This window comes from Streptomyces sp. SS7 (assembly GCF_037993025.1).
GTDB lineage: Bacteria > Actinomycetota > Actinomycetes > Streptomycetales > Streptomycetaceae > Streptomyces.
The window spans coordinates 3492884-3512046 of the sequence record NZ_CP141223.1; the positions used below are offsets into that span (position 1 = coordinate 3492884).

Genomic DNA, 19163 nt, shown 5'->3' on the forward strand with positions numbered 1-19163 from the left:
ATCTGCCGTGCCGCTGGAAACTCCGCCACACCGGGTCATCTGCCGGAAGTGCGGGTTATTGCATCGAGGCGTTAGAGCCTCGCTATTCAGTCGTCCTCGACGCTATCGACCATGAGGCGCGTACGGAGCATCTGAATAGAGCGCCCCTCTGCCTTGACCGGCGAGGGAAGTACGGGGGGCACAGGCGCGAGGTCTGCACGCGCAGACAGGCGCTCTAGCGCCTCGCGTGCCACTAGTGGGGAAAGGTTCGGGATCGAGGACAGGAACTCTCCGGCACGTGCTGAAACGGTCGTATGCGGGTTCGCGCCGTAAGTGACCGGTCCGACGTCTCCGCGCGCGAGGTCGAAAGCGCTAATGCGGTACTCCGTATAGTCGGGAGACCACTGCCCAGAGGTGATCCGGAACATAAAGCTCTGTTCTCTTACGTCCTGGTCCTCGATAGCCTGTATCAGCAATTGCACATCGCTGCGTTTCGGGTTGAGCCACGCGCGTTGTCCTAGGCCCTGTTCATCCGCCCAGAGGACGAGTCGCCCGTTACGGGTAGAGGCCATGGGTGTTCCGCCATGGTTGAAGCGGAAAACTACCTCCGGGTCCTCGCTTAGCGTCTTGTCTGCGGCACCCTTGGAGACGATCTCCGTATAGGGTCCGAACATGTCCCACATTTCGTAGCCTTGCTCGAATGCGGACGCGTACCCCTCGACCTCGAACCATTCCATATCGTCGCGCGTGACTTTCTTTGCGCGCAGTTGGGACGTGAACCGTACGGCTGGGGACTCTGGCCTATCGCGAGGGACTGCCATTGCGGCGCTGCCGGCGGCAGCGCTACGGGCGTTTGCTGCCTGTGCCCGCAGGGTGCCCATGTCTGTCATGTCATCGCTCCTGAGGGTGCCGTTCCCCCCGTTGAAGGGGCCGGATTTTTGGTGCCGAACAGGCGGTCAAACTCTGCCAATTGGTCATCAGTGAATGGCTGCCTGTCCTCTAGCGCCCTAGCTTCCGATGGGGCGAGGACGCGCGAATTGATCTGCGTTGCGACCATGGCAGCCCTGGTCTGGGGATCCATACGCAGCAATGCGTCAGTATTCAGCTTGACGAAACGCGGTTGCGGAGTGAGCGAGGTAAGCGCGGCCTCGCGACGCACTACAGCGGGACCGAGATTCATAATCAGGAATTGCAAGTTGCGTTGGCTGATGTTGGCATAAGTGACAGAGCTGCCGGAGGCGGCAGCGTCTATGAGGTCGCCTGGGGTGTCAAAGAATCGGGCAACGTCGCCGATACTGAATCGCTTAGCCTCTATCCAGTCTGCGCCGGCCGCCTCCGCCTGAATGACGTTGTATTCCCAGTCGGATCCGGTAACGAACAGGTCGTGATTCGCCATGGACGCTTTAAACCGGCGCTTAGTCTCGTCGGCAAAGTCGGGGGTGATTGTGCGCCCTGTGTTTTTCAGGTGCGCTGCCGGTACGGTCCCGTTCCCAAACCAGTCCAGTGCGAAATCCTGAATACTCAGATACTCGCCAATGGACCATGCCGCATAGGCGACAGGCGAGAGACCTACGGGCAGGCCGGGCAATGTGTACTGCTTTTCATGCCACACCTGCGCAGGGTCGTACTCCTTACCTGCGATGAGGTACTTAAGCACACCCTTACGCACGCGCACTGTCACGTCACACAAGGGGACTAGTTCGATCCTCGCCGGTAGCCCGTAACCGTCAACGGCAGTGATGAGGCCGAAACAGTTACCGGCCCGGTCAAGGTCGATTTGCGAGGAGTAGAGCCACTCGATTACGCCAACGCGAGGACCCCCAGGAGTGACCAGGACAGGCGGTTTGGGCACCTCTACCTGAATCCCTCCGACACGCCTGTAAACGTCTACAGGCATTGTGCTTACAAGGTTGGCGCGCAACCGCAGGCAGGCCCATACGGCGCTATGCCGCAGGGCGGTTTCATTGGTTATCGAGGCGATTCCCGCCCGTTGCTCCGGCCGTGGCGGTATCACCTGATCTGCCGTCTGTCCCGGATAGGCGCGCTTGTGCCCAGAAAACAGGCTCATGTTTCACCGCCTCTAGACGCGAAATAGGAGCCAGCAATTACAACCGCCCCGGAGGCCACGGCGGAGCCAAGAGCGAGCAACGGGTAAAGCAATGCGCCCACCCCCAACGCGACCAGCAAGAGGCCGAGAACATCGAGCATCGTTGTAACGCGTTCGCGCATGGGGACCCCTAGAAAATCGAGGCTGTTAGGTCGTACTCCTGGACCAGGGGCAAGCGCGTCATAAGCGCCCAGCGCGCGAACGTGACCGCGCATAGCGGAGCGATATCGACTGGGGAATTAGTCCTGTCGAGCGTCCACGCGTCGCCCTGTCGACGCGTGCGCGCCCCGTTGACTGCGGCTGTCAACTCGCGCTGATCAATGTGCCGTGCCCTGCCCTGTATCAGAGCGTCAGCAAGCTGCCCGCACGCCTCCGTCACGTCGTGCACGCGCAAAATCGTTAGGTCGCCCCGTGCCGGACGTTCGGGATTCTTCGGCACCTCGATGCCTGCCGACACAAAATCGTCTATCAGGGATGCCGCGGGGGCGCCGGAGGACGCTACGGCAACGGTCACCGGATCCCACAACTCGCGGAGGCGAGTCACGGCCGGTATGACCCAATCGGTTCCGGGGCGCCTGTCGACCAATTCGAGGTGCAAGAGTCCGTCCGGGCGGAGCGCTGCAACGCCTATGGACGCGTGCTTACGGTCCTGGGCTACGTCGACCGCGAACGCAACGTCAGACCCTGGGCGCGAGGCGCCCTCTGCGATCCTCGCCCAGGCGTCGCGCGGAATGTTCGGGTCACTGGGCGGCGCCGCCTTACGTGTCCTGTTCAGATAGGCACGGTCAAAGGCGCTGGGGTCGCCGGCCATCTTGTCAAGCTCTGACCTGATGGTGTCCTCAGTGACCGTATAGCCCAGGGCAGGCAGACAGAATCGCCACGTTTCCGGATCATCGCGCGGCATGTCCTCCGGTGCGTACCACTCGAAATAGGCGACGCTGGGAAACTCCCCTGTCGCCCACATCTGCTCTATGAACGCGCGCCCCTGCGCCCTCTTCTTATTGAGCCAAACGCTACGGTCCGTGCCGCCTGCGCTAGCCCACCAGAGTTGAGCCATGGGCTTTGTCAGCATGGCAGGGCTAAAGGCTTGCTCTAGCCTGTCGTCCTCATGAGCGAACGCCTCATCAATTACGCCTAGGTCGAGTGCGGGACCGTGCCCCGCCTTTTCCGTGTTGGCGGTAATGCCTAGTTTGGAACGCGTCTTGCCCCAAATGATGGCCTCATGCCCATTGGTCTTGCGCACCCTGTAGCGGCCGGCGAGGCGGGACGCGTCCATAGTCAGAAGGAATTCATCCTCCCAACGGGTCCGCGCCATGCCGCGGGTTTGAGCGGCATAGACCACGTTCTGACGCTGCCATGCCGCAATGCGATGGACCATGAGAGCAAGGATTTGCTGTGTCTTCCCCTGTTGCCGGGAGACGCTTAGCCCTACCTCGCGATGCACGAACGTGCCGGTATTGGGGTCAATCTCTAGCGCTACGTCGAGCACGTACTTTTGCCACGGCATAGGCGAGTAGCCGAGTGCTTCCATGACGCGCCATGCGGCAGGGCCTAGCGACTTGAATTCCGGTCGCCTGGGCGTGCCCCACAACGGAGGGCACGTTAGCCCGTACCGCTCTTTCAGGTCGACCCCAAAGCTATTCGGGGGTCGCCAGGTCTCCGAGTTCATCGTCATCGTTCGCAGTCCGCCCCTCGACTAGCTGAGAGATGGTCTGCCGCAATTCGCGCGTGAGTTGAACCAGGGTCCGCCCATCGTCATCGGATCCGTGCGCGTCGACCTCGCCGGCCAACCGAATAGCAACCTGCGCTAGCGAGGGCTCGACTCCTGCGAGGTCGCCCAACTCGCGGATATCAGATCGAACGGCTTTCTCAACCGGTCCCATGGCTCACCTCCTGCCCGGCAATCAGGCTCCGGGGAGAAAATTCCGAGTTTGGGCCGGGGCTGGGAAAGGGCTGCCCTCTAAAAATCCGGGACGATTCGGAGGCCGGACAGCCGAGACAACCCGTTTGACCTGCGGTTTTGCCTCGCGTCGAGCGAGGGTGCACCCCTCTGACCTGCGGGTTTGCGGCAGGGGTGCGGGGCAGGTGTCACCTGGGGGACGTCGAGCGGTTCGGGCAAATCGAGGGGTGATTTCGAGGGTTGCAAGCCTCTGACCTGCTGTTTTGCGCAACGCCTCGCGTTTATGCAGGTCAGAGCGTTGTGCGCCTCGCCCTGGTCCTGGTCCTCGACGTCATCGAGCGTGCAAGCCTCTGACCTGCGGTTATCCGGCGAGTTGCGCATATGCGCAGGTCAGAGCGTTGCGAGTGTGCGGCGAGGGTGCGCGTTTGCCTCGCCCTGGGGTATGTGCTGCGCGAGGAGCCAAACCGGCGCCCTCGCCCTGGTCCTGGTCCTCGCCCTGGTCCTGGTCCTCGACGTGCGGCAGCTCGACGCGCCCAGCATGGGGCAGCTCCTCGCCGGAGGGGACAGGCGAGGAGCTGCGTTGGGGGGTGTGGTCCTGGTCCTCGCCTGCGGCAGGCATCCCCCTGAGTTGCGAGGGGCGATGATCGTTCGCGAGGACCAGGAGCTAGCGGGGGCGCTAGGGTCGCCCGTGTGAGTGACGCTCGATGGCGGGACGGTAAGGGGTACCTCGACAGTGACGCGCTAGAGGCGTACGCGAGGGCGCATGGCGCCCTGCCGCCGGAGGTCGAGCTAGAGGAGCTGCGAGGGGTGGACAGGGTCCGCGCCCTGGGCGCGCTCCTGAGGGCGCGTCACGTTGTCGAGTAGGGCCTATGCGGCGAGGGGTTCATTCACGCCGTAGCGGTCGAGTACATCGCTCATCACGACGTCTGTCATTTCGCTTACCGTCGCGACTTGTAGGGCCGGCGGTCGACGCTCGACAGTCCGTAGCGCGCCCTGTTGGGGCGGCAGGAATTCGCCGTTCATTTCGTCGAGCGCTTCCGCGCTCATCATGTCCGCGCGGACCACGAACAGGTAATGCGGCCCTCGCACGCGTACCGCGAACGTGCGGAGTGGCAGGTGTTCAGGGTCGACGCGCTCATATGTCGTTATGAACTCTGGGGGGTCTGCCGCGCGCTCCGGCACCATCTCATAGACGTCACTGTGTGCGAGGTGCCGGAAGTATTCGTCTAGGTCGCGGACTAGTTCAGGCGCCATGTGTCCGTTGCGGAAGAACACGTTCACATGCAGTGCTCCGCTAGCGGTTACCTCCCATGAGTTACTGATCAAGTGGTCATCGGGCAACGATGGGGCGAGGAGCCAACTTGAGTTGAAGTGGGGCATGCGCCCCATGGTGAACGCTTCAACCATCGTTTGCCACATGTTGACCCGATTTGGTGCCTATTGAGGCCAATGAGGCTTGTGTGACTCCTGGGGCCTACAGCCTGCCCCGGTACCAATCGACGGACGTCCGCAACCGGTCGCACTCAGACGGCAACCTGTCGCCCTTTTCGTTGTTGCACTTGCGTCCGCACGTGCCGCAACCCTTTACCCCATGGATGGGGGCGAGGTTATCGAGGCTGTATGGGTCGCCACCCTTGCTAACCGGCATGACGTGATCCGTAGAGTCCGCGCCGGCGTGCCCGCACCATATGCAGGTGTCGGACTGGGCGAGGACTGCCGCCCGTGCCTGCCGGTAGCGGTATTCCGTAAGTTCCGGGCGTCCTGTCATGGGGCTGCCTCCGGGCACACGAAAGGGACCCCGGTAACGTGGTGGGTTTCCGGGGTCCCTGGGCGCCCTGTTTTGGGCACGCTGAACGCGCCTCAATCTTCGGTCACGGCTCCTCTGTCGTCAAGGGGTGTCCTGGGGCGAGGTATGCGGCGGATTACGGCCGGAGGCTCCGGCATAGGGGGGCACGGTTCCGCGAGGCAGACAGGGCCGCAGAGGTGCTGATAGCGGGGCAATTCGTTGATATCCCAGAGGGTGTGTCCGCCTCGCCGGTAGTTAGTGACTCTGCCCTCATGGCGCCATCGGTAGAGGGTCCCCCTGGGGCGCCCAGTCCAAAGCTCTGCCCCCGATGTGTCAACTAGGCGAGGGTCACGCGTCCCGTTCATCCATGCTCCTCAGATAGTCCTCTATTTGGTCCCAGGTGTATTCAGTGCCGCAGGGCGGAGCCTCGCCTATCCGGCCGATACAAACCGCCCTGCCGTTGTGGAGTTTCAGGGTCCCTGCGCATTGCCCGCAGAATGCGCCCCGGACGATTGAGCTAGGCGGGACGTCGTAGCCGAGTATTTGCCTCGCCCTGCGCACGTGTGCCGCTATGGTGCGCCGGATTTCCTCGATGAGGTCGAGCGCGTCAAGGTTTCCGGGCATCGAGCTTTCAACGCGTGTCGCGGAGCGCCCCCCGGTATCCGGCGATGAGGCAGGCTCGAATACCGCTGCCGTCAGTTGAGCGATGAGCGGAGCATGACGCACGGATTTAACGCGTTGCTCTGTCGACCTAGGGCAATCGCACTCCGCCCAAGAGGGGCGGACGCGCCGGCAGTCCTCTGTATGCGTCCGTACGGTTACGGCGTACTCGATACGTTCGTCAAACCCGCTTACTAGTTGCTCTGTGAGTCGAGCGATGTAATCAAGGTCGCTTGTCATTGCTTCCAATCTCCGGGCACGCGTCATGCACTGCCCATAGGTACGTGCCGCATTCGATGCCCCAATACGCCTCGCCCGGTTTGATGAGCGTTCGGCAGGTGTTGCACCTAGCCGGCCTAGAACGGTGCGGGATCACAGGTTTCGCAGGAGCCGCGCTCTGTGCCCCCCTGCGGGGCGCGGAGGCATAGGGGGATCCCAGGTGCCCAGTAGGTCTCACAGGGGGTTGGGCGGGGTCCTGGGGCAGCTCCTCGACGCTGCGAGCGTCCATGGGGTGTGCCCCGCAGGAGTGAGCGCCCAGGAGTGAGGCGCCGGAGCGGATATCGCCCAGTGAGGCGGGGCGTAGCTCCTGGGCGCGTCCGGCTAGCTCGACCATGCGATAGGGCCTGCCTCCGGCCACCAGGAGCGCACGCAGCTCCTCCGGCGACAGGGGCGAGGTGTCGACTCCTGCCCAGGCTCCTGCGGACAGTCCGGTAAGGACCAGGGCGCCACATCTGACACACCTGCCCAGCCTGGGGCGAGTAGAGATCATGTGTTGATTCATTGATCTTTGCCTAGCTCACTGTCCGCGATTTCTGACCGGCACCTGTCCTACCTGTCCGCCCCTAAAGGGGGGCGGACAGTGGACAGGTTGGGAACAGGCAGGACGGACAGTTTTATAAACCTGTCCGGACAGGTCTGACCTGGGCAAACACTGAAACTGTCCGCCTGGGCGCGGACAGGTGTTTTTCGACCTGTCCGCCTGGGCGCGGACAGGTTCTCTGTCACGCTTAGTGATTGCTGAGACTTTCAATCAATCTCCTCGCCCTCATCTAGGGCTATTTGATCGCTCCTGGGCTCATCCTCGTTATCGCGCGGTTTAAGCGCCTCGCGTCTTTTCCTGTGTGCGAGGGCAGCGGCGAGGGCAGACGTCCCGATGGTCAAGCCTCTATCGGCTAGCCATGTGCGCATGCGGTCGCGACCGATGGCAATGGGAGCGTTGTGTTTGTCGAGCAACGCGACCGCGGCACTGATGGCAGGGTCTAGCCCAGGCTGGGCGAACGTGTGCGCTGCCTCCGGGACCAGGACAACAGAGGTTTCCTGGGCGCCGCTCCGGCGAGTCATTCCGTTGACTGCGACGATGCGGGGCAGTAGCCGTATCTCCGCGTTGTCGTCATCGTCCTTTGTCTTATCGATCTTTATGCATATGACGCGCTCCGCGCCTCGCCCCTCTTTCTTGACCAGTAGTTCTGTTTGGACTGCGCCCAGGACTGCGGAGGCTCCGCGCCCATGTTCGCCAACGTGTCCCGTGTGGTGGACCAGGAGCGCGCAGGAGTCCGCCTCACGTGCGAGGCGTTCGATGCGAGCGAACACGACAGACATTCGCTCATTCGATGACTCCTCGACGCCTACCGTTGCGCGTGCCTGAGTGTCGACGATGACCAGGGCGGGGCGGAGGCGCTTACATGCCTCTTCCAACACAAGCCATTCGATGCCGGCTATCTGTACCGGTCGGGGGAGGAAACGAACGCCTGTCATCTTGCGTCCGTGTTCCTGTTCCCATGCTCTGACGCGCTTCCGGATACCGCCTGCGCCCTCCGCGACTAGGTAAATAACCTCGCCCTGTATGACGTCCCGCCCTGCCCATGGCATGCCGCTGCCGACATGTCCGGCGAGGTCGAGCGCGACAAAGGATTTCATCGCTCCGGGTTTTCCGTTGACCCTCGCCACGGTGCCCCGGTACAGGAGTCCGTCAACGACAGGGCGCAGCTCCTCGATACCGTCGAGCGCGTCAGACGTCAGAGTCTCGCCGAGTAGCGCGTCAACCATTTCCGCGACGCGCCCCCGTTGCTCCTCCTCCTCGATGGTTTCCGCGCGCTGCCTCGCCCGGTTATAGCTTGCTATCTCCTTTGCTTTGTCTATCTCGGCAGCCTCGCGCTTGTGCGCCTCTACTAGCCCTTGCGTCCTGTCGTCAAGGTCGCGTGTCGGCAGCTTTGACGAGAGAACGGCTACTAGCCGTTGCACGTCATCGTTAAAGCTCTCTAGAGGAGCTGCCTGGGGGTTGAGGAGCCACGCGAGGGCGAGGCGAACGTTAATCTCCGATTGGGGCAGCTCTGGCATGCCCGATGGTTCTAGCGTCACTCTCGCCCCTGCCCCTGTCACTAGACGATAGGCGCAGGGGTGATTTCAATTCCGGTAAAACGCCACGTTCCCGATGGTCGCCATTGCATGAGCTTGTGAGTCTTAGTCCATTCATAGGTGCGCGTCCTGTCGCGCGCATTCATGAGGTAGCGCGTAGCCCAGTCACGCGCGGACTCCTCGCTATCGGCTACCGCCTCAATCTTCCCGTTATCGGTTATGCACCACCCATACTCTGTACCCACGTTGCGGCATCCTCCTTAGGCTTACGCCTTTCACTCCATCGCCGGTACTGATTGCGTGTCTGCGGCACGTCCTTATTCGTCAGTCGCCCTGCCGCCCAGAGGACGCTAACGGCGTGCGCCTCTGTCCATGACATACAGGCATCGAGCAATTCGGGCAGGCGCTTGTCATAGGGTCGGTACGCCATGCGCTCACTACGCATAAGGACCCTCAGCGCCTCGACGTGCTTACGTGGGATCCGGTACGGCAGACGCTTAGCCGTTGCTTTGTCCGGGCGGATGAGTCCGCGCTTAAGCGCCTGCGCCACGGCAGCGGCGTGATTCTTGACGCCGTATTTCCTGTGCACGCTCTGTAGGTGTCCGGCGATGTTGGCAACGGAGAATTGCATGTGTTCCGCTGTCTCCTCGACGGTTAGCCCATCCGCGAGGCACTGCAATATGGCGAGTTGCTGCGGAGTGGGACGGTAGTTCAGATAGGGCCGGAACGGCTTACGGCAGCGCTCACGCGTACAGGGGCGGCAGGCGCGCTTTACGCGCCCGTTGGCCTCGCGTGACAGGTAGACGTTTTCCGGATCATCGAAACTGTGCAGACCCTTGCCGCACCATTGCTGAGGGCCGCGCCCCCTGGTCATGCTGTCTCCTCTCTAGCCGGCGGAGGCGAGGGACGCCGGAGGGACCCGCTACAGGGCACCTCCGTATATCCCTGCCCTTTGTGTGTGGTGTGCTGCGCGAGGCGACCGACCGGCAATAGCTCGACCTCGCGCTTACAGTGCTCGCAGTAGGCCCATTCCGCCTCGCGGAGGTCACCTCTGGGACGTAGCGTCATGGCGCCCTGTCCCTTTCCTTGTCTATCGGCCCTCCGGGACACGTAGCGCCGTAGGTGCGTTCCATACCTGGGGCGATGGCGAACAGACGCGAGACCATGAAATGAGGCTCGACACGTCCGCCGCGGACACGCGCTATGTGTTTGATGCGCGAGAAACCGGCGACCTGGCCGCAGCCTGGGCAGTAATACCGCTTAGGCATTTCTCGACTCTGCCCAGGCGAGGAGCTGCCTGTAGCACTCCGCCATTTCGTCCGCGCGCTGCCTGTCCGCGTAACGCTTGCTTGCCGCCCTCGATACACCCTCGCCCGGTATCCGGTAGTCGAGTCGAGCGGCAGCTAGCTCTAGGTCCGCGAGGCGCTTACGCAGCTCTGCCATGACGACAGGGTGAATGCTCACAACTCCCCCTTGCGTCCGCAGTTCGCGCAGTGCCCCCAGAGTTCCCCTGTCCGGTTGGCACGGCTGAACACCTCGCCCCAGTCGTACGCGTGCCGGCGGAGGAGTCGGCAGCGCAGGAAGCGCCTTACTCGCTCCCTAGCTTCCTGTAGTCCTCCGTTATCCGCTCGACCTTGCCCGCGGCCTCGCGTAGCGCGCTTGCCCTGTTCATGAACCATATTTCTCGCACCTCCGCCTGTCGCTTGACGTCACGCCAACGCTCCGCCTCGCTATCGAATTGGGTTGCCATGGCGCGGATGCGCTCGACTGCCTGATGTGGGTACGTGTGGAACTCCTGCGCCTCATCCATCGGGACTCTTTCGCCTGGGGGTGCGCCGTTGCCGGTATGGGTTGCTCCTGGGGTCGGGATCCGGTATCTCGCCCCGCAGGTAAGCGCCGTAAGAACGTGCGCCCTCAATCGCGCGCAGTATTTCCGTAGTTGCATCGAATGCCTCGCGAACGCTCAACACGCAAAGCTCATTACCAATGGTGATCACGACGTGTTCGCCATCATGGGCAACCTTCACTTGCACCCCCCGCAGCATCGAGGCGAGGCGGTCACGAATTGCCGGACCACGGTCGAGCAATCGGGGCAGAGCTGCGCCTTATGGTCCGCCTCCGCGTACCGGTCACGGCCCATGAGTAGGCGGGACCAGCCATCAGGCAGGGCAGGAAATGTGATGGGCATGGGGTCGCGCGTTGGCTCCGCGATATCGCGCGTTGCTCCGCACCTGTCGCACTTGACTTGATAGGCCATTACTCCTCCTGGTCCTGGGCGAGGTCGCCGGCGGGAAAGGGGTTGTGTTCGTGGTCGACGATGAACGCGACAGAAAGCGTGTCCGCTATCGACTGGGCGAGGGCGCCCCGTAGCCGGCGCCTGATGAACGCCTGCGCGCTTAGGTCCGCCCAGAGTTCGGGCGGCACGTACTCACGTGCCTCTATCTGCTGTCCGTTCCATCGCGTGAGGGCGCGCACCTCTACGTGTCTTGGGTAGGTCATGGGCAGTCCTATGTAACGGTCGTAGTTCCGGGCGTAATTGAGTGAGGGTGTAACGTTGCACCCATCGGGAAACTGCGCTAGCTTGGGTGTCCCAGGCAGGGCAACACGGAAGAGGAGCAAGGCAGATGAGCGAGCGAATCAACACGCAGAACACTTACGCGGAGGTCTCGGAGGGCACGGCTCGACTCGAAAAGGTCAAGGTCGCAGACATCGAGGGTCTGACGTTTTGGTACGGCGGTAAGGGCAGCCGGAAGACTCGCCCGAACTACTCGCAGCGTTGCCGCCTCGCCAATAAGGCTCACAACGTCATCGCCATCGTTCAGGACGTCACCGGACAGGAGTTGACGACCGTTCGCGCGTCCTCGCTCATCTGGGCTGCCGAAATGGCGGAGGCTCCGGAGGTCGACGCTCCGCAGGCGGAGGAGTCCGGCGAGGTCGCCCAGGACCAGGAGCGCGAGGAGCTGCCGGAGGTCGCCCCTGCGGTCGAGTCTGGCGAGGACCAGGACCAGGGCGAGGACGTCAAGGCGGACGGCAAGATTTGGTGTGGCACGGACGGCAACCCCCTGTTCTTCCATGCGTTTCCGGAGCGGAACGCGGCATGTAACCGGCGCTACTGGCCTCGCCGCGCGGATGGTTTCGTGACCCTCGCGGAGGTCGAGACTTGGGAGGATGCGCGTGTCTGTGAGCGCTGCCTGAACAAGGTTGGGCAGACCCCGGAGCGCGCGGATATCTCGGAGGCGCCGGAGGTCGCGGAAGAGGTAGAGGTGACCGCGCAGGACGTTGCGGACGCCGCGCTTTCCTCCGGTGAGTGCGTCTGGACTGACGCGCAGGTGTCGGACGCCCAGGGGTCGAGCGAGGCGCGCGAGGCTGCCGCCCAGCGCCTTGACGCCCTGCGCAGGGGCGAGGCTGCGGAGGTCGCCACGGAGGCAGAGTTTGAAGGTGTTCACCGGAACATCAGTTTCATGATCACCATGGCACCCAACGAAAAGGCGCGCGACTCTTGGAAGCGCGTTTCTCTCGCCTCTTACTGGGCGCACGAAATCAAGGCGCACGCGCAGGCCAACCGCGCGAACGGTTGGGACGTCATCGCGGATGAGTGGAGCGATGGGGAACTCAACGTGATGATGCTGGAATGCGCCCCGCAGTCCGCAGAAGAGGCCATTGCCTACGCGCGGACCACGGTCGTTGACCCGTACCGGAAGCGCGAGGCGGACGCCTTGATTTCCGCCTGGGGATTCTGACAGTCAAGCATTTATGGCGCCCCTGTGACTGTGGTGGATTCATAGGGGCGCCCCTACTCGAAAGGACTAGGGGCATGGAACAGATAACGGTCACTCCGGCGATGGTTCGCGCCATCGAGGGCGCAACGCGATTCGCGCACGGTTGGGAGATTGGCGGACATGCGCGCATGCTCCGCGCCATGGCGGCACGCAAACTCATTCGCATGCACGCTGCCGGAGGCACGCTCACCGGTCGCGGCCTCGCGGTTAAGGGGCACCTCGACCAGGACGGCAAGCGCCGGACGTTCACCGCGCAGGAGCTTGACGGAGTGGTGATCGAGTGGCAGCCCGGAACCATGGCGGACGTCCTGAGGGGTCACCTCATCCGCAGGAGCGAGGACCAGGAGCCTGTACGCGTGTCGGAAAAGCGGCGGCACCTGGGCGGCAAGGAAACATGGCTGGTCTGCGAGGACCAGCACACAGGGGCGGAGGTGCCCGGACTCATCGCGCCCCCATCCGCCCCCATCGAAATCGGGACGGCACGGGCCGTACCCCTCACGGCAGGAGCTACGCAGTGACCAGTGATCCGACACCTGAGGAGATCATGCGGACGCTGTCCGCGCGGGACGTCATATGGTCCATCGCGCAGACGTATTTGAACGGGGATGCGACCGCAGAGGGGTTGGCGGACCGACTGAACAGGGCCGGAGTGCCGCCCATCGGGATCCGCGACGGACGGTATGTGTTCATGGACGCTCCGGAGCGTCCCCAGGAGTGATAGCGGCAGCTCGACCGCAGGCGCCCCCTTGCTACGTTGGCAGGGGGGCGCCTGTCGTGTTGGGAAGGGTCGAGCGATGACCAGGGCCGGTGACCTCGCGGAGTACCGCGTAGCGCTCACAGAGGCGGACTGGGCAGCTCTGCTGTCCGTGGTCCTCGCCCGTGCCGACAACTCGACCGGAGCGGAGGCGGTCAAGTGGCACAGGATCTACCGTGCCGTCCGCAGGGCGCGTATCCGCCGGAGCGGCGAGGACCAGGACGCGTGAGGAGCGCTCCGCCCTCGCCGCTATCCTGGGCGCCTCACAACCTGGGGGGCACGTGTTCTATTTGGTCATGGTGCAACGGCGTGCGGAGTGGGGCGGTTACCTCCCAGCCGAGATAGGACCAGGGTCGACCGACCGGAGCAAGGCGGACGGCAAGGCAGGGGAGTTGGAAGAACTCTTTGCCAACGTGCCCCCAGACAAGCGCCCTTACGTGTTCGTGCGCCCTGTTGAGGAGCTGCCCTAGCCGGTAGCTCCTACTTGCCGCCCTGTAGCCGGTAGGCGCTCCGTATGGTCGCCTCCGCCTGCCTGTACCCCCCATCACCCCTAACGGCTACGTACGCCGTGCCCAGGGCCTCTAGCGCCTCTTCCTGGGGTATGCCGTTCTCACAGGCGGCACGGGCAGCCCAGAGGAGTGCACTGTTCCTGTTGCCCTCTTGGGCGCCCTCGACCGTGCCGACCAATCCGGCGAGGCTGCCGCCCTTACCGGGCTGCCGAAAGAGCGAGGGCGCCGGTTTGGCTACCTGCCTGTCCGCCCGGACCATTTCGACCAGCCATGCCGGAGCCTGCCGTATGGGCGCGTCTAGCTCGACGACGTAACCGCCCTTAGATGTCTCACTCCCTGCGGCGAGGACGTATCCGCCCCAGTCACCTGCGTTGCCGCGGATATCGACAACGCCCTTAGCGATGGACGCTTGCGAGGCGATGACCCCAGCCGGCCAACGGTAATAGAAGTGGCAGCCGAGTGACCCTGTCGTGACTCGATAGGTGTCCTCCGCCTCCGCCCAGGTGCCGCCGGCGGACTCACAGGCGTACCGGTAGACGTCCACCCCATCAACAACAGGCCCAAACGTGTCATGTAGTCGCGCGTACTGAGTACCTGCCATTTGGAACGGGCGCTTAGGAAAGTCGCAATCGACAACGAGTAGACCTGATGGCTTACAAGCCAATCCGATATTCGCGCGAGGCCATCGCGTCCAATAGTCAATGATCCTGCCTACGTTATCCGTTGCCGCCTCGCCCCATCGCAGCGTGAACGGCTGATTAGGGGCGAGGCGATGAGGGGTTTTGCCGTTGGGCTCGACTGGGAACACGTGAAAGCCTCGCGCCCTCGCCTGTAGGGCGTAGGCAATAAGGCTCACGATTGCCCCCTAGTTGACGTTCGCGCCTGCGCGACGCTCGATGTAGCGCCGGATTGTGTTTAGCTCCTTTTCGCTCACCTCTTGCCCAATGGCACTGTAGAGGGGGCGCAGAGTCTCAGTGAGCCTGTCGAAAGCCTCGACCGCCGTTATCGTGCGTTCGTGAACCATGTTGCTCAGTGCCGTTGTGTTGTGCGTAGAGGCGCACTCGACAACCGCCCTCGCCACACGGTCGTAAAACTCTGCGTGGCAACGCTCGCAATCCATCGCATCGAGCGCCTGCGTAATAAGTGCGTTCAGACCTGCCCTGTCCATCCTGTCTCCTATTGCCATGACGCAAGAGGGGCGCTGCCGCCGGACAGCGCCCCTGTGCGTCGAGTGGGTTACTTGCTCTGGACTGCGGCGAGGGCAGCGTTAAATTCCGCCTCCGCCGTTGACAGCTCCTCGCCGGCCGCCTTGACGCTCGACTCGTGTCCGTCGAGCTTTGCGAGGCGTTCGGTAAGGCGTTCCATCTGCCCAGTGATCCGGGCGCGTTCCGCCTCGACGTCGAGCGCGGACAGGCGCTCTAGGGCAGCCTTAGCCTTTTCGAACCGTGCGGCGGCAGCCGGAAGGGTCAGAGGTGCGCGCCCTCGCTTGCGAGGGACGCTCACGACGTCGTCAGAGTCGCCCTGCGCCTCCGGCATTTCCTCTACGCTGCCGTCCCAATTCGGGTCGTCCTCGAACGGTTCCGCGGTTACCTCGACCATGTCTGAGGACTCCTCGATTGCCGCTGCCTTACGTCGTACTGCCATTGCGTGACTCCATTACCTAGTGAACTGAAAAGGTGCGCGGGTCCCTGCGCTCCGCGCCTCCGGACGTTTCACACCTCGCCACGTTGGGGCGTGGCCTCCGGCCCGTATTGCTTGTTAGCCCTGCGGAGCGTCCGGATAGGTCGCAGCTATCAGCCGCATCTGTTCCGCGCTCATCCCTGCCGTTGGCACGCCCTTACCGGCGAGGAATGCCGCGAGGGGCGAGGGCACCTCTGGGGCAGCCGGAGGAGTGCCGTACAGGGGCGGTTGCGCAGGCGGAGGAGCGCCGTACGCAGGCGCCTGCGGGGCGTACTGGGGCGGAACCTGGGCGGCAGGCGGAGGAGCTGCCGGAGGGGCAGCGGCCGGCGCCTGGGCGGCAGGCTGGGCGAATGGTGCCGTGCGAGGGTTGGCGGACACGTAGGCGGTCGCTACGGCAGCGTCCTGGGGCGTGAAATCCGCGAGATAGTACGCCCCATCCTTTTGCCCCTGGGATGGCATTTTCGCGAGGCGCCCCAGGACCATCGAGCCAACCATTTTGCGCAACTGCGGGACCAGGCCCTTACCTCCGATGCGCGCCCCTTGCAGATTTACCGGCTGCCCTGTCTGAGGGTCCGGCAGATCGATGATTATGACGTCTGCGGTTACGACGTCCGTTGTCTCTTGGCTGCCGTCTGCCCGGTTGAACGTCTGCGGCGAGACAGCATCGGGATAGACCAGAAAAAGGTGCCCCATCCATTCGGGGTGATCACGTGGGGCAAACTTGTCTGCCTTGCCCGGTTGGTTGAACTGCGGAGGTGTAGTCAACTCTGTATCTCTTTCATTAGGTACCGATAGGCGGTATACGCCTGTAGCGGCACAACTGAATTACCGATGGCGCGCAGTTGCTCTGTCCTGTCGAGTCCGCGCACGCCGGTTACCCAACGCGGAGGCAGGCCCATAAGCCATTCGGCAAAACTCGCGGCAAGGCGCCTGCCGCCTCTAGGGCCTATTTCCGTCGGCAGCGGCGCCGCCTGTTTGGTGACGCGCTCCCAACGCTCGATTGCTGGGGCGTAGGCGCCCCAGTCCTGCGCGTTGTAGTGACGCGCGATTGTCGTTATGAGGTCATCGCCTCCGGACTCCTCGCGCGACAGACGCGCATAATCCGCGCCCCGTATGCAGTCCGCTGCCGTAGGAGTCGGCAGGAGTCTCGACACCTCGCCCAGGGGGCGCGCGTTCCTGCCATGCTGATTCGAGGCGCCGCTTTTCCAGTCGCGTTCCGTAGGAGTCGGCAACAGGTTGACCACTGCCCCGGATAGGGCATAGTCGCCCCTCGCCCCATGCTGGTTAGGGCTACCGTGGTAACCGTCGCTAGCTAGGGGTGTCGGCAGGAGTAGCGATTCCGAACCATCGGTAGCGCGCATGAGCTGCCCCAATGTCGGACGCGCGTACGCTAGTCCACCTGAGGTCATACCCGCTGCCGGCCAAATCGGCTGCAACGACGTCGAGCCCTCGCGTCCGGATTGCCGCCACGTTTTCCAGGAATGCGTAATCCGGTCGTATCTCGCGAATGGCTGAGGCAACGTACCTCCATACGGCGGAGCGCTTGCCCCTTATTCCTGTCCGGGGTCCTGCGTTGCTTATGTCCTTACAGGGGAAACCCGCGACGATGATTGATATTTCGGGATGCTCGGAGGCGACTGCCGCCCAATCGACGGTTGAAATGTCGCCCAGGTTGCGAGCGTTGGGATATCTACGCCTCATGACCAGGGCAGGCCAGTAGTAACTTTCCGCATACAGGGTGACGCGCTGCCCTGTCAGTTTCTCTACGGCGTAGTCAAGGGCGCCCACTCCGGAGCACAGGCTTAGGATCATGGCAGTTCCCGTTCAACTGCCCCACAGGTGCGGCACGTCCAACTCAGAGGACCCCGGTTGGCAGGAGTCGACGTTTCCGCCCAGGAGTGGCGCCACGGCGCTACCTCATGCAGGAGCGCCCGGAGCGTGATGATTAGCCACGTAATCACTTTCCCCCCGCTAGAGGGGGCAGCTTGCCCGCAGGGGCGTGATAGCCCGGAGCGTGCCGCTTACCGCAGCACTTCCGCAGCTTCCATGCCTTGCCGCTCTTCCGTTCGTCGTTGCGTTCGCCTCTGTGTTTCTTCTTTTGCTGCTGGGCTTTCGCCATTACACCTCCCAGTCATCCGGCGACTCGCCGGCTATCCAGAAACCAACGCTCCGCCTCGCACGCGACAGGGCGTCAGATATGCGGAATCGGAAGCACTGCCAACGGGACGCCTGGGCAGGTGCGTACGCCTCCGCTCCGGGCGGCAGAGGGCGCGCAGCCTCGACAGGCACGCGCCGTAGGTTGAGCGTCCCGAAATCGTGCCGGTAAGAGCACAACTCGCAACCGGTACACAAGCCCAGGCGCCAACCGCACTCCTGCCTATCGCTTGCCATTGCATCCCCTTTCGCCCTCGCTATCGCCTGGGGCATGGAAGGGACAGAAGCGGCAGTCATCCGCGATGGGGAATTCCCGCGCAACTTCCATGGGTCGACCTGCCGACCATTGCCCATCGGGGTGCATTGGTTCGCTAAGTCGCTTCACCTCTGCCGCTATCCGCTCGACGCGCTTAAGCGCGCCCATCGCTACCGTGGGGTCATACGGTTCTGACCACACGTAGAGGTCATCGAGCGTCCCAGCCTCGCGAGGCCAACCGATGATTGCGACGTGATCCACCTTTTCGCCTTTGAGCCTCGCGCCGTAGGCGTAGGTATGAACCTGAACGCGATAGGTAGGGCTAGGCCCTTTCGTCGTGAGTTTGTCGAGACTCCAACGGCCCATCAGTTTGTGATCAGCGAAAAGGCACAGGGTGCGGTCGAGCAAATCGCCCGTACCTTTGGGGACATAGGCGCTGGGGAATTTCAGCGGTACCTCTACCGCGTAACGTCCCGTATTGGATCCCGCCCACACAAACATACGGGCAAGACCATCATGCACACACGTGCCGACGAAACTTGCCCAGCCATCGCCCCCAGGGTTTGTAGGGGGTATCCGCAGTAGGGACATTGCAATACGGCGCTCACATGGCGTGCCGATTTCGCTAGGACCCATCTGCGCCTGTTGGTTGCGGTCGAGTCGACTCGAATACGCATAGAACGTTTCTTTGATACGGGCGGCAATCTCTCTTCCTAGGTCCGTCATGGGCTGCGCCTCCGCGAGGACGCGCGCCAATCGGTCGGGTTGCTCGAACGGCGGGGCAGGCTGCCGGAACTCAATCTGTCCCGTCGACACAGGCGCGCTGCCGGTTGTCTGGGCAGCCTCCGTAACACTTTCCATCGGAGGCAAAGGGACAGTAGATATCCGGCGAGGCGCTGCCGTAGGTAGTGACGTCCTCGCCTCCGGGGCAGCCGCAGGAGTCGGGGGCGCATCGGTCGTCATGCTGTCCGGGGTGCGGGCAGCCGGAAGGGATTTCGTTTCCTCTGTAGGTTCGTCGCATGGCTCTTTCGACTCCTCGCGCGTATGCGTCGACTCCTGGGATTGGGGTGTCTGGCACTCCTCGACCTCTTCCGCCTCGCCGGCAGGCTCGAAAGGCTTACCGGACATGGGGCATTGCTCGGATCCGTTGGGAACGATCCTGTGATGGGCGTACGCGCCCTCTGGGGTGAGTCGGGGGGTCCTGCCGCAGGCGGGGCACTCCGCGTAGTCACGGCCCAACACAG

General features: G+C 63.2%; 15 protein-coding genes. 3 read left to right on the forward strand and 12 right to left on the reverse strand.

Translation table 11 applies throughout. From position 1 onward, the window contains the following. Nucleotides 1-86: 86 nt before the first annotated feature. The 7 genes from U5640_RS15865 to U5640_RS15895 form a co-directional block, all read right to left on the reverse strand. Nucleotides 87-869: an HK97 family phage prohead protease gene (locus U5640_RS15865; RefSeq protein WP_340376446.1), complete on the reverse strand. Its 783-nt coding sequence runs from the start codon at nucleotides 867-869 to the stop codon at nucleotides 87-89. After that, a complete protein-coding gene (locus U5640_RS15870) occupies nucleotides 866-2047 on the reverse strand; it encodes a phage portal protein (RefSeq protein ID WP_340376447.1) in 1182 nt (393 codons plus the stop codon). Before U5640_RS15870 ends, U5640_RS15865 begins: the two co-directional genes overlap by 4 nt. Before the next feature lie 169 nt (nucleotides 2048-2216). After that, nucleotides 2217-3617, reverse strand: a complete 1401-nt coding sequence (locus U5640_RS15875) for a terminase family protein (RefSeq protein ID WP_340376448.1) — start codon at nucleotides 3615-3617, stop codon at nucleotides 2217-2219. Nucleotides 3618-4853: 1236 nt separating this feature from the next. Beyond that, a complete protein-coding gene (locus U5640_RS15880; RefSeq protein ID WP_340376449.1) occupies nucleotides 4854-5267 on the reverse strand; it encodes a hypothetical protein in 414 nt (137 codons plus the stop codon). A gap of 2191 nt (nucleotides 5268-7458) precedes the next feature. After that, nucleotides 7459-8769: an AAA family ATPase gene (locus U5640_RS15885; protein ID WP_340376450.1), complete on the reverse strand. Its 1311-nt coding sequence runs from the start codon at nucleotides 8767-8769 to the stop codon at nucleotides 7459-7461. Nucleotides 8770-9004: 235 nt separating this feature from the next. Next, complete coding sequence (locus tag U5640_RS15890) at nucleotides 9005-9661, reverse strand: LuxR C-terminal-related transcriptional regulator (RefSeq protein WP_340376451.1); 657 nt, start codon at nucleotides 9659-9661, stop codon at nucleotides 9005-9007. 1382 nt (nucleotides 9662-11043) lie between these two features. After that, nucleotides 11044-11286, reverse strand: coding sequence for a hypothetical protein (locus U5640_RS15895; protein ID WP_340376452.1), 243 nt, complete (start codon nucleotides 11284-11286; stop codon nucleotides 11044-11046). A 125-nt stretch (nucleotides 11287-11411) separates the two neighbouring features. Between U5640_RS15895 and U5640_RS15900 the strand changes: the two genes are divergently transcribed. The 3 genes from U5640_RS15900 to U5640_RS15910 all read left to right on the forward strand — a co-directional run bounded on the left by U5640_RS15900 (nucleotide 11412) and on the right by U5640_RS15910 (nucleotide 13549). Further along, a complete protein-coding gene (locus U5640_RS15900) occupies nucleotides 11412-12527 on the forward strand; it encodes a hypothetical protein (protein WP_340376453.1) in 1116 nt (371 codons plus the stop codon). 74 nt (nucleotides 12528-12601) lie between these two features. Beyond that, nucleotides 12602-13084 (forward strand): hypothetical protein, encoded by a 483-nt coding sequence (locus tag U5640_RS15905; protein ID WP_340376454.1) that lies wholly within the window; start codon nucleotides 12602-12604, stop codon nucleotides 13082-13084. Between the two features lie 276 nt (nucleotides 13085-13360). After that, the gene (locus tag U5640_RS15910; protein WP_340376455.1) at nucleotides 13361-13549 is read left to right on the forward strand and encodes a hypothetical protein; all 189 of its coding nucleotides are present in this window, start codon (nucleotides 13361-13363) and stop codon (nucleotides 13547-13549) included. A gap of 251 nt (nucleotides 13550-13800) precedes the next feature. On the opposite strand, the gene U5640_RS15915 is transcribed toward U5640_RS15910, so the two are convergent. The 5 genes from U5640_RS15915 to U5640_RS15935 form a co-directional block, all read right to left on the reverse strand. Then, entirely contained in the window at nucleotides 13801-14685 is an 885-nt protein-coding gene (locus tag U5640_RS15915) for a bifunctional DNA primase/polymerase (RefSeq protein WP_340376456.1), read from the reverse strand. 9 nt (nucleotides 14686-14694) lie between these two features. Further along, complete coding sequence (locus tag U5640_RS15920) at nucleotides 14695-14997, reverse strand: hypothetical protein (RefSeq protein WP_340376457.1); 303 nt, start codon at nucleotides 14995-14997, stop codon at nucleotides 14695-14697. Between the two features lie 68 nt (nucleotides 14998-15065). Beyond that, nucleotides 15066-15428 (reverse strand): hypothetical protein, encoded by a 363-nt coding sequence (locus U5640_RS15925; protein ID WP_340376458.1) that lies wholly within the window; start codon nucleotides 15426-15428, stop codon nucleotides 15066-15068. A 1389-nt stretch (nucleotides 15429-16817) separates the two neighbouring features. Then, nucleotides 16818-17321: a DNA cytosine methyltransferase gene (locus U5640_RS15930; protein WP_340376459.1), complete on the reverse strand. Its 504-nt coding sequence runs from the start codon at nucleotides 17319-17321 to the stop codon at nucleotides 16818-16820. Nucleotides 17322-17886: 565 nt separating this feature from the next. Then, the gene (locus U5640_RS15935; protein WP_340376460.1) at nucleotides 17887-18645 is read right to left on the reverse strand and encodes a hypothetical protein; all 759 of its coding nucleotides are present in this window, start codon (nucleotides 18643-18645) and stop codon (nucleotides 17887-17889) included. Nucleotides 18646-19163: the final 518 nt, after the last annotated feature.

Coding starts and splice junctions, on each gene's coding strand:
- U5640_RS15930 (WP_340376459.1), bottom strand. CDS start 17,321: ATGATCCTAAGCCTGTGCTCCGGAGTGGGCGCCCTTGACTACGCCGTA.
- U5640_RS15875 (WP_340376448.1), bottom strand. CDS start 3,617: ATGGAAGCACTCGGCTACTCGCCTATGCCGTGGCAAAAGTACGTGCTC.
- U5640_RS15890 (WP_340376451.1), bottom strand. CDS start 9,661: ATGACCAGGGGGCGCGGCCCTCAGCAATGGTGCGGCAAGGGTCTGCAC.
- U5640_RS15935 (WP_340376460.1), bottom strand. CDS start 18,645: ATGACGGACCTAGGAAGAGAGATTGCCGCCCGTATCAAAGAAACGTTC.
- U5640_RS15920 (WP_340376457.1), bottom strand. CDS start 14,997: ATGGACAGGGCAGGTCTGAACGCACTTATTACGCAGGCGCTCGATGCG.
- U5640_RS15900 (WP_340376453.1), top strand. CDS start 11,412: ATGAGCGAGCGAATCAACACGCAGAACACTTACGCGGAGGTCTCGGAG.
- U5640_RS15905 (WP_340376454.1), top strand. CDS start 12,602: ATGGAACAGATAACGGTCACTCCGGCGATGGTTCGCGCCATCGAGGGC.
- U5640_RS15865 (WP_340376446.1), bottom strand. CDS start 869: ATGACAGACATGGGCACCCTGCGGGCACAGGCAGCAAACGCCCGTAGC.
- U5640_RS15870 (WP_340376447.1), bottom strand. CDS start 2,047: ATGAGCCTGTTTTCTGGGCACAAGCGCGCCTATCCGGGACAGACGGCA.
- U5640_RS15910 (WP_340376455.1), top strand. CDS start 13,361: ATGACCAGGGCCGGTGACCTCGCGGAGTACCGCGTAGCGCTCACAGAG.
- U5640_RS15885 (WP_340376450.1), bottom strand. CDS start 8,769: ATGCCAGAGCTGCCCCAATCGGAGATTAACGTTCGCCTCGCCCTCGCG.
- U5640_RS15895 (WP_340376452.1), bottom strand. CDS start 11,286: ATGACCTACCCAAGACACGTAGAGGTGCGCGCCCTCACGCGATGGAAC.
- U5640_RS15925 (WP_340376458.1), bottom strand. CDS start 15,428: ATGGTCGAGGTAACCGCGGAACCGTTCGAGGACGACCCGAATTGGGAC.